This window comes from Gluconacetobacter johannae, from assembly GCF_014174305.1.
In the GTDB taxonomy this organism is placed as follows: domain Bacteria; phylum Pseudomonadota; class Alphaproteobacteria; order Acetobacterales; family Acetobacteraceae; genus Gluconacetobacter; species Gluconacetobacter johannae.
On the sequence record NZ_JABEQH010000011.1, the window covers coordinates 1 to 9,688 of the forward strand.

5 protein-coding genes and 1 pseudogene are annotated in these 9,688 nt (G+C 67.5%); 2 read left to right on the forward strand and 4 right to left on the reverse strand.

Annotated features, from left to right (window positions below; translation table 11 throughout):
- From HLH21_RS09195 to HLH21_RS09210, 4 genes and pseudogenes are all read right to left on the reverse strand, one after another.
- A pseudogene (locus HLH21_RS09195) lies at positions 1-583 on the reverse strand (SEL1-like repeat protein); the annotation flags it as partial.
- Positions 584-850: 267 nt separating this feature from the next.
- Positions 851-2,296, reverse strand: coding sequence for an HlyD family type I secretion periplasmic adaptor subunit (locus tag HLH21_RS09200; RefSeq protein ID WP_182943468.1), 1,446 nt, complete (start codon positions 2,294-2,296; stop codon positions 851-853).
- On the reverse strand, positions 2,293-4,545 hold the full coding sequence (locus tag HLH21_RS09205; RefSeq protein WP_182943469.1) for a peptidase domain-containing ABC transporter: 2,253 nt from the start codon (positions 4,543-4,545) through the stop codon (positions 2,293-2,295). Before HLH21_RS09205 ends, HLH21_RS09200 begins: the two co-directional genes overlap by 4 nt.
- A 98-nt stretch (positions 4,546-4,643) precedes the next feature.
- Positions 4,644-5,045 carry a hypothetical protein gene (locus HLH21_RS09210; protein ID WP_182943470.1) on the reverse strand — a complete coding sequence of 134 codons (402 nt, stop codon included), beginning with the start codon at positions 5,043-5,045 and terminating at the stop codon, positions 4,644-4,646.
- A 225-nt stretch (positions 5,046-5,270) separates the two neighbouring features.
- Between HLH21_RS09210 and metH the strand changes: the two genes are divergently transcribed.
- Both metH and HLH21_RS09220 read left to right on the forward strand, forming a co-directional pair.
- Entirely contained in the window at positions 5,271-8,777 is a 3,507-nt protein-coding gene (metH, locus tag HLH21_RS09215; protein ID WP_182943471.1) for a methionine synthase, read from the forward strand.
- Positions 8,778-8,894: 117 nt separating this feature from the next.
- Positions 8,895-9,665: a DUF707 domain-containing protein gene (locus HLH21_RS09220; protein WP_246379527.1), complete on the forward strand. Its 771-nt coding sequence runs from the start codon at positions 8,895-8,897 to the stop codon at positions 9,663-9,665.
- Positions 9,666-9,688 lie beyond the last annotated feature (23 nt).

A 9,688-nucleotide genomic window follows, 5' to 3' on the forward strand; every position in this document is an offset into this window, starting at 1 on the left:
CCCGCGCGCGCCCGGCCTCGTCGGTCGCGGCGCGCAGCCACGCCAGCCCCAGCCCCAGGTGCCCCTGCGCGCAGCCCGCCGCCGCCGCGCGGGCGAACCAGTCCTCGGCCGCCGCCACATCGCGCAGCTCGTCGGGGCCGTTGGCCAGGATGTAGCCGTACAAGGCCTGGGCGTCGGGCGACCCGGCCTCGGCCGCCAGCCGCGCCCAGTGCGCGGCGGCGGTGGGGTCGGGCGTGCTGTCGCCCGGCGTTTCGGCCGTCAGGCGCAGGCCCTGCGCCGCGCCGGCCTCGTGCGGCAGGCCGAACAGATACAGCGTGCCCAGCACCAGCCGCGCCTCGACCCATCCGGCCTCGGCCGCGCGGCGCATCCAGCGCGCGCCCTCGACCAGGCTGGGGGGCACGCCGGTCCCGTCCAGATAGGCGCGGCCGACGCGAAACTGCGCCTCGGGCATGCCGGCCCCGGCCAGGATGCTGAGATGGCCGAACCCCTCGACCGCCTCGCCCTCGGCCAGCAGGGCCAGCGCATGGGCCAGCCGCGCCCGCTGCGAAAACCGCGCCCCGACACGGGAGAGGACGCGCTTCATGGGCTGGGGGTCCTCAGGGCTCTGCCCTGAACCCGCCAAAGGGCATCGCCCTTTGGAAACCCAGTCGTTTGGAACTCAACCGTCTTGACCGTCGTGAGCCTCGTAAAGGTTGGGCTGACATGTGGCCTGTTGAGCGAGAGTGCCGCGCAGCGGCACGCCCGACGTGATTTTTCGAGCATCGGAGCGGAGCGGCCTTGATGGCCGTGAGCACCGAAGCACAGAAAAAGCGCGTCGGATCGCCAACAGGGCGCATGCCAGCCCAACCTTTCAAGGTTCGCGCATGCCGTCGGTGAGCGTGGGCACGAGGCGGTTGAGCAGGTACTGCATCATGGTCCGCCGCCCGACATGGATGTCGGCCTCGACCGGCATGCCGGGCTGGGGGTGGAAGAAGGGCGGCACGTCGTGCAGCGTGTAGCGATCGACCCGCACCCGCACGCGGTAGAACGCATCCATCCCGCCCGCATTGGCGTGCACCCCCTGCGCCCCGGCCCCGGCGCCGGTCTGCGCGCCGTCGGCGGGGGCGAAGGAATCGGCGCTGATGACGCGTACCGTGCCCTCGGCCCCGCCATACTGGGTGTAGGGGAAGGTCGCGAATTTCAGCAGCACATGGTCGCCGGGGCGGATGAAGCCGACATCGGAACCGCGCACCGCCGTATCGACCTCCAGCCCGCTGTCGGCCGGCACCAGCGTCATCAACTGGTTGCCCGACTGCATCACCGAACCCACCGACAGGCCGGCGATGCTCAGCACCACCGCGTCGCGGTCGGCGCGCATGACCACCAGGCTGCGCCGCAGCCCGGCCTTGCGGGAATCGTCCTGGGCGTCGGCCAGGCGGTGCTGCGCGGTGCTGAGGTCCTGGTAGACCGTGGCCTTCCAGTTCTGGATGAAGCCGTCGCGCTCGGCCGTCGTGGCCTCCAGCCGGGCGCGGGCGCCGCCGGCGGCCTGCTGGGCGGCGATCTGGGCGCGTTCGACCTCCATCAGGTCGTTCTGCGCCGACAGGGTGGACAGGCGGCTGCCCACCTGGTCGCGTTGCAGGCGCAGGCGCATGGCGTGCACGTCGGACGCCACCCGCGCGCGGGCCGCATACATCGCCGCGTCGGCCAGATTGCCCTGCATCTCGGCCCGCGCGCCGGCCATCTGCTTGTCGTAATTCTCGAGCTTGGCGGTGAATTCGGCGCGCCGCCGCAGGAAGGCCGCCGCCTCCTGCACCGAGGCCGGGACCGTGGCGTCGGGGGTGTAGTCGCGGCCGTCGGCCTCGGCGGTCAGGCGATCGACCTGCGCGCCATAGGCCTGCACCTGGACGCGCATGTTTTGCACATCGGCGTCGGTGACGGTGGGGTCCAGATGCGCCAGCACCTGGCCCTTGCGGACGAAGTCGCCTTCATGCACGTCGATCGAGCGGATGATCGAGGTTTCCAGCGGCTGGACCACCAGGGTGGCGTCGGTCGAGGCCATGCGCCCCTGGGACGTCACGACCTGGTCCAGCGGAAAGACCGACATCACCACCAGGCTTGCGATCATCAGGCCGGAAATCAGCCAGGTGATGTACCGGGCCGACGCCGTGGGCGGCAGGGTCGTCAGCGCCGCGCTGGGCGAATGGAATTCCAGCAGGGCGGCCGGCATGTCGGCGGGGGTGGCGGGGTCGTCCGCGTCGGGCAGCACGTAGCCGTCCATCGCGTCGTCACCGGCCGGGACCATCCTGCGCTCGGTCATGGCTCCATCCCCCCTTCGGCCAGCATCGCGGCGGGGCTGGCGCGCCCGGCCGGCGCGGCCTGGTGGCGGTTCTGCTGCAACCACAGGGTGCGATAGATGGCGCAGCGTTCCAGCAGCACCGCATGCGGGGCGATATCCACCACCCTGCCCTGGTCCATCACGCAGATCTGGTCGCAATCGACCAGCGACGACAGCCGGTGCGACACGATGACCATGGTGCGGCCCCGGCCGATCCGTTGCAGGTTGGCGTTCACCAGCGCCTCGCTCTCGGGGTCGAGGGCCGAGGTCGCCTCGTCCAGGATCATCAGCCGGGGGTCGCAGATCAGGGCGCGGGCGATGGCCAGGCGCTGGCGCTGGCCGCCCGAAATGTTGGTCGAGCCTTCCTCGATCCAGGTTTCGTAGCCGGCGGGCATGCGTTCGATGAATTCCTCGGCGCCGGCCAGGCGGGCGGCGCGCACCACGTCGTCCAGCGTCAGGCCGGGGCGGCCGGCGGTGATGTTGTCGCGCACCGTCCCGCGAAAGAGGAAATTGTCCTGCAACACCACGCCCAGCGACCGGCGCAGATGCGTCAGGTTGATCTCGCGCAGGTCCACCCCGTCCAGCTTCAGATACCCGCTGTACGACCGGCTGACGCCCTGCAGCAGGCGGGTGATGGTGGATTTGCCCGACCCGCTGCGCCCGACCAGCCCCAGCATGGTGCCGGCCGGGATGTCGAAATTGACGTCGTCCAGCGCGCGCGTGGCCGCGCCGGGGTAGGTGAAGTTCACGTCGGTGAAGGACAGCGCGCCCCGGATGTCGGGCCGCAGGCCGCTGGTCAGCGCGCGGCTTTCGGTGGGCTGGTTCAGCACCAGCCCGGCTTCGCCCAGGGCGGTCCGGACCTCGTTCAGGTCGTCCAGCAGGCGCGCCAGGCCGATCAGCGGCGCGGCCACGCGGCCGCCCAGCATCATGAACGCCATCAGCGCGCCGCCGCCCATCTGGCCCCCGCCGGTCAGGATCAGGTACGCCCCCACCAGGATGATGCCGCGATTGATGAACAGTTCGAACGGCATCACCACGGTCGAGGCCACGTTGGTCATGCGCCCGACCGCCAGCGACCACAGCGCCGATTCGGCCGACCGTTCGTCCCACAACTGCCGGCGGGGGCGTTCCAGCGCCAGCGTCTTGATGGTGCGGATGCCGGCGACGGTTTCGTACATCACCGACCCGCGCGCCATGTCGGCATGGACCTTCCGGCCGATCAGCGCGCCCACCGGCCCCATGAAGACGACGACCACCAGCCCGATCGCCCCCGCCGCCGCGATGGTCATCCACGCCAGCGTGGCGCTGAGGTAGAACAGGAAGGGCAGGACGACGATCAGGGTGAACAGGTCCAGGAAGGTGTTCAGCAGCTTCCCGGTCATGAAATCCTTGACCTTGTAGATCGCCGACACGCGCCCGATGACGTGCCCCGCCTGCTGGCGTTCGAAGAATTCCAGCGGCAGCGCCAGCAGCCGGTTGAAGACATGCAGCGAAATCCGCGTGTCCAGCCGGGTGGTCAGCACCAGGGTCAGTTCCCGCCGCGCGTAGGTCAGCAGGATTTCATAGAAGCTGAGCACGCAGACGATGGCGGTGATGGACACCAGCGTCGCCATCGACCGGAAATTCACCACCCGGTCGACCACCTGCATGACGATCAGCGGCGGGAAGATCGCCAGCACGCTCAGCACCATCGACGCCAGCACGATGTCGCGCAGGGCGCGGCGTTCGCGCAGGACCGTCCGCGCCAGCCACGCGAAGTCGATCGGCGCGTCGGCCTCGGCCAGGTCGCGGCGGCGCTTCACCAGCAGCACGTCGCCGGTCCAGACCTGCGACAGCCGCAGTTCGTCCACCGCCACGGGCGTCGATCCCGCGTCGCCCAGCGGGTCGCGCAGCCAGACGATGCCGCGTTCGGCGTCGGCGGCGACCATCAGCCCCGCCGACCCGTCGCGGAACATCAGCACGACCGGCGGCGTGTTGTGCATCCGCACCAGGTAGCGCCATTTCAGGCGCATCCCCTTCGCCACCGCCCCCTGGTCGTTCAGCCAGCGCGCCAGGGCGGCCGGCGACGGCGCGACCTCGCCCGGTTCGGCCACGAAATCGCGGATATCCACATCGACGCCGTGATGGCGCGCCGCCGCCGCCGTGGCATGCAGGCGGATCGTCGTCGGGGCCGGCCGCGCGTGCGCGGTGGCCGAATCGGCGGCACCTGGCGGGGGGTCTGACTGCGCCACGGCTCATCCTTCGCTGGGTCCGGGCCAGCCTGGCCCCGAAAGACGAAGGGAGGGTTAATGCGGCGCGTCGGGGGGCCGCCCTTTGGACGCCCCGGACTTCAGGCCCCCAGGCCGGGCCGGTAGCGCGCCGCCACCATGCGGTGGCCCGTCACGTCGCGCCGCACATCGTCAAGCTGCCCGGCGGGCATGACGATCACCACGCGGTCGAACCACGGGCGCTGGCCGGTCACGCGGGCGCGGAACAGGTCCGACAGCGCCGAGGTAAACCCGCCGGACGGCACGCAGCACACGCAGGCCACCCCATGGCCGAACGGCGAGAGCGTGGCGCGCAGCGCGATCACGTCCTGCCACCCCATGCGCGCCGGGTCGGCGACGGCGTCATCCAGCACGCCCTGGCCGGTCAGGACCAGCGCGCCGGCATCGCCCGCCATCCCGGCGAAGGCGGCGGCGTCCACCAGATCCAGCACGATCCGCCCGTCATCGTCCCCGTTGCCTGCCATCGGTCCCCCCTTGCCGCCCCCTGGAAACCCAGGACGTCATAAACGAACGGGATGCAAGGGCCGAGGCCCTTGCCGGGTTCGGGCAGCGCCCGACCGTCCTTCCGCTCTCGCCTCGCGGCGGGATGCACATTATACCCGAATGCGCGCGCGGGCCGCCGCGCTGGACAGCCGCCGCGCCTTGCGGGAATAACGATCGCGCCCCTTCCGTGGAAAACCAGGACCATCATGACCACCCGACCCCATCTTCTCGACGCCCTTCGCGACCAGGTCCTGCTGTGTGACGGCGGCATGGGGTCGCGCGTGCAGGTGCTGGACCTCGATGTCGAGCGGGATTACTGGGGGCAGGAGAACTGCACCGAGATCCTGAACCTGTCGCGCCCCGAGCTGGTGCGCGAGATCCATCGCGGCTATTTCGAGGCCGGGGCGGACATGGTGGAGACCAACAGCTTCGGCGGGTCGCCGATCACCCTGGGCGAATTCGGGCTGGCCGACCGCGCGCGCGAGATCAACCGCACCGCCGCCCATCTGGCGCGCGAGGCCGCCGAGAGCTTTTCCGACGGCCGCCACCGCTATGTCGTGGGCTCGGTCGGGCCGGGAACCAAGCTGCCGTCGCTGGGCAACATCGACTACGACACGCTGGAGGCCGGGCTGGCCGAGCAGTGCCGGGGGCTGATCGAAGGCGGGGTGGACGCCCTGCTGGTCGAAACCTGCCAGGACACGTTGCAGATCAAGGCCGCGGTGAACGGGGCGAAGATCGCCCGGGCCGAACTGGGCGCCGACACGCCGATCTTCGTGCAGGTGACGGTGGAAACCACCGGCACGCTGCTGGTCGGCCCCGACATCGCCGCCGCCGCCACGGCGATCCATGCGCTGGACGTGCCGCTGATGGGGCTGAACTGCGCCACCGGCCCGCAGGAAATGTCCGAACATGTCCGCTGGCTGGCCGAGAACTGGCCGGGGCTGATTTCGATCCAGCCCAATGCCGGCCTGCCGGAACTGGTGGACGGGCAGACCCATTACCCGCTGTCGCCGGCCGACATGGCCACCTGGGTGGACCGCTTCGTGAGTGAGGACGGGCTGAACCTGGTGGGCGGGTGCTGCGGCACCTCTACCCCGCACATCGCAGCCCTGGACGCCATGCTGCGCCGCCGCGCCGAGGGCACCGGCCGCCACCGCCCCGCCCCTGTCGTGCGCCGTCCGGTCTGGGTGCCGTCGGTGTCCAGCCTGTACACGCAGGTGCCGCTGCGTCAGGAGAACAGCTATTTCTCGATCGGCGAGCGCTGCAACGCCAACGGGTCGAAGAAATGGCGCGCCTTGCAGGAAGAAGGCGACTGGGACGGCTGCGTGGCCGTGGGGCGCGAGCAGGTGGGCGAAGGGTCGAACGCGCTGGACATCTGCACCGCCTTCGTCGGGCGGGACGAAATGCGTGAGATGAACGAGGTCGTCACCCGTTTCACCGCCTCGGTCAACGCGCCGCTGGTCATCGATTCGACCGAGACGCCGGTGATCGAGGCCGCGCTGAAGCTGTATGGCGGCAAGGCGATCATCAACTCGATCAATTTCGAGGACGGCGAGGGCCACGCCACCGACCGCATGCTGCTGGCCCGCAAGTTCGGCGCGGCCGTGGTGGCGCTGACGATCGACGAGGTCGGCATGGCCAAGACGGCCGAGGACAAGCTGCGGATCGCGACAAGGCTGGTCGAATTCGCCTGCGACCGCCACGGCCTGCCGCAATCGGACCTGATGATCGACCCGCTGACCTTCACCATCGGCACGGGTGTCGAGGACGACCGCAAGCTGGGGGCGTGGACGCTGGAGGGCATCCGCCTGATCCGCGCGCGCTTCCCCGACATCCAGATCGTGCTGGGGCTGTCGAACATCTCGTTCGGGTTGAACCCGGCGGCGCGTGCGGTGCTGAATTCGGTTTTCCTGGACCATGCGGTGCGCGCGGGCATGACGGCGGCGATCGTCCATGTGTCCAAGATCCGACCGCTGCACCTGATCCCCGAGGAGGAAGTCCGCGTCGCCGAGGACCTGATCTTCGACCGCCGGTCCGAGGGGTATGACCCGCTGCAGCGCCTGCTGGCGCTGTTCGCCGACCGCAAGGCCGCCGACGCGGTGAAGAAGACCCGCGCCGAGACGGTCGAGGGCCGCCTGAAGGACCGCATCGTCGATGGCGACCGCAAGGGGCTGGAAGCCGAGCTGGACGAGGCGATGCGGACCATCCCGCCGCTGGACATCATAAACACCATCCTGCTGGACGGCATGAAGGTGGTGGGCGAGCTGTTCGGCGCGGGCAAGATGCAACTGCCCTTCGTGCTGCAATCGGCCGAGACGATGAAGGCCGCCGTCGCCCATCTGGAACCGCACATGGAACGCGCCGAGGGCCAGGCGCGCGGCACCATCGTGCTGGCGACCGTCAAGGGCGACGTGCACGACATCGGCAAGAACCTGGTCGACATCATCCTGACCAACAACGGCTATCGCGTCGTCAACCTGGGCATCAAGGTGCCGGTGGCCGACATGATCGCCGCCACCCGCGAACATGACGCCGACGCCGTGGGCATGTCCGGCCTGCTGGTGAAATCGACCGTCATCATGCGCGAGAACCTCGAGGAAATGGCGCGCCAGGGGCTGGACGTGCCCGTGCTGCTGGGCGGCGCCGCCCTGACCCGCAATTATGTCGAGGAAGACTGCACCGCCGCCTACGGCGCCGAGGGCCGCGTGGCCTATGCCCGCGACGCGTTCGACGGGCTGTCGCTGATGGACCAGGTGACGCGCGGCGAATTCGACGCATACCTGGCCGCCATCCGCGCGCGCCGCGCGGGCAAGGCCACGCGCGCCCGGCCCCGCGACATGGAACAGGCGGAAAATCGCGGCTTCGGCCCCGTGGATGTCGCCGCCGCCCATGCCCGCCGCCTGCGCCTGACGCGCGACGAGCCGGTGACGCAGCCGCCGTTCTGGGGCGCGCGGGTGCTGGAGGCGACGCCCGACGCGGTGCTGCCGTTCCTGAACGAGCGGTCGCTGTACCAGTTCCAGTGGGGCTTCCGGAAGCAGGGGCGCTCGCTGGACGAATTCATGGGCTGGGCGCGGCAGGAACTGCGCCCCGTGCTGCGCCGGATGCTGGCGCTGACGGCGGCCGAGGACATCCTGCGGCCCCAGGCCGCCTATGGCTACTGGAAGGCCGCCGGCCAGGGCAACGACCTGATCCTGTTCGCCGAGGACGGCACGACCGAGGTCGCGCGCTTCACCCTGCCGCGCCAGCCGCGCGACGATGGCGAATGCATCGCCGATTTCGTGCGCGACGTCGATGACGCCCGGCGCGATGTCGTCGGGTTGCAGGTCGTCACCGTGGGGCAGAAGGCGTCGGACATCGCGCGCGCGTGGTTCGAGGGCAATCGCTACAAGGACTACCTGTATCTGCACGGCCTGTCGGTGGAGATGGCCGAGGCCATGGCCGAATACACCCACAAGCGCATCCGCGCCGAACTGGGCTTCGCCGCCGACGACGACCGCGACATGGCGAAGATGCTGCAGCAGGGCTATCGGGGCTCGCGCTATTCGTTCGGCTACCCGGCCTGCCCGCGCCTGGAGGACCAGGAGCCGATCCTGCGCCTGCTGGACGCCGAACGCATCGGCGTGTCGCTGGCCGAGGGCTACCAGCTCCACCCCGAGCAATCGACCTCGGCGCTGGTGGTGCTGAACCCGCGGGCGAAATATTTCTCGGTGTGAGAGGCGGGCCTGAAGGCCGCCTCGCGCCAACGCCGGAAATGGACGCCCCTGTCAGGCGATGCGTCCTGCCCGGCGCAGACCTTCTGCTTTCACGAGAATTTCGCAAAGGTGCTTTTTATGAATAATGAAAAATATCTTCCATCCGGACACCTGAAAAAGAGATTTTGCATTTTCACAAGCGCGGGCGACAACAATAACATTGCAAAACTCATGGAAGACAAGGAAAGCAGAAACTGGGACCTTGTCGTTGCGTTTTATGGGAACTCCGAGATTGCTTATCGCAATATTGCGGAAAAATCTGATTTTACCTTTATTATCAAGGGCGCAAAATTCCAGAATCTGAAATCCATCGTCGTCTCGCAGCCGGCCATTCTTTCCGGATATGATTACATCTGGGTTGTGGATGACGACATAGAATTCACTCTTGGAAATGCCAGTATTCTTTTTGATGTCGCTTCTTTTTTTGACTTTGATGTATCTCAGCCTGCTTTCAGTTCAAATGGGAAAATTTCTCACGAAATAACGCGAATGGTAGAAAAGGAAAAACTTGTTGCAAGAATAGTAAATTTCATCGAAGTCACATGCCCGCTGTTTAAAGCGGAAGCTCTATTTGATTTTCTTAATATATATGATGGAAAAATGGCCGGTTGGGGGGTAGACTGGTGGTTCTGCAACTATCTGGGATCAAATAAAAAGGCAAAGTTTGCGATTTTTGACAAAATAGTCGTCAAAAATATGCACGATTCGGAAAAAACCCCGGATGGAAAAAGAGAAATTTCCCAATATATGAGCGATAACGATCGGATCATGCAGTGGGAAATACTTAAAAACAACTTTCATTACAAAGAATTCGACCACACAGTTTTCTTCGAACTTTCCTTGCCTTAAAGCGTGAATCCGAACGTATCGGT

Excerpts from the sequence above, each read along its gene's own strand:
- metH (WP_182943471.1), top strand. The coding sequence starts at position 5,271 with ATGACCACCCGACCCCATCTTCTCGACGCCCTTCGCGACCAGGTCCTG.
- HLH21_RS09220 (WP_246379527.1), top strand. The coding sequence starts at position 8,895 with ATGAATAATGAAAAATATCTTCCATCCGGACACCTGAAAAAGAGATTT.
- HLH21_RS09200 (WP_182943468.1), bottom strand. The coding sequence starts at position 2,296 with ATGACCGAGCGCAGGATGGTCCCGGCCGGTGACGACGCGATGGACGGC.
- HLH21_RS09210 (WP_182943470.1), bottom strand. The coding sequence starts at position 5,045 with ATGGCAGGCAACGGGGACGATGACGGGCGGATCGTGCTGGATCTGGTG.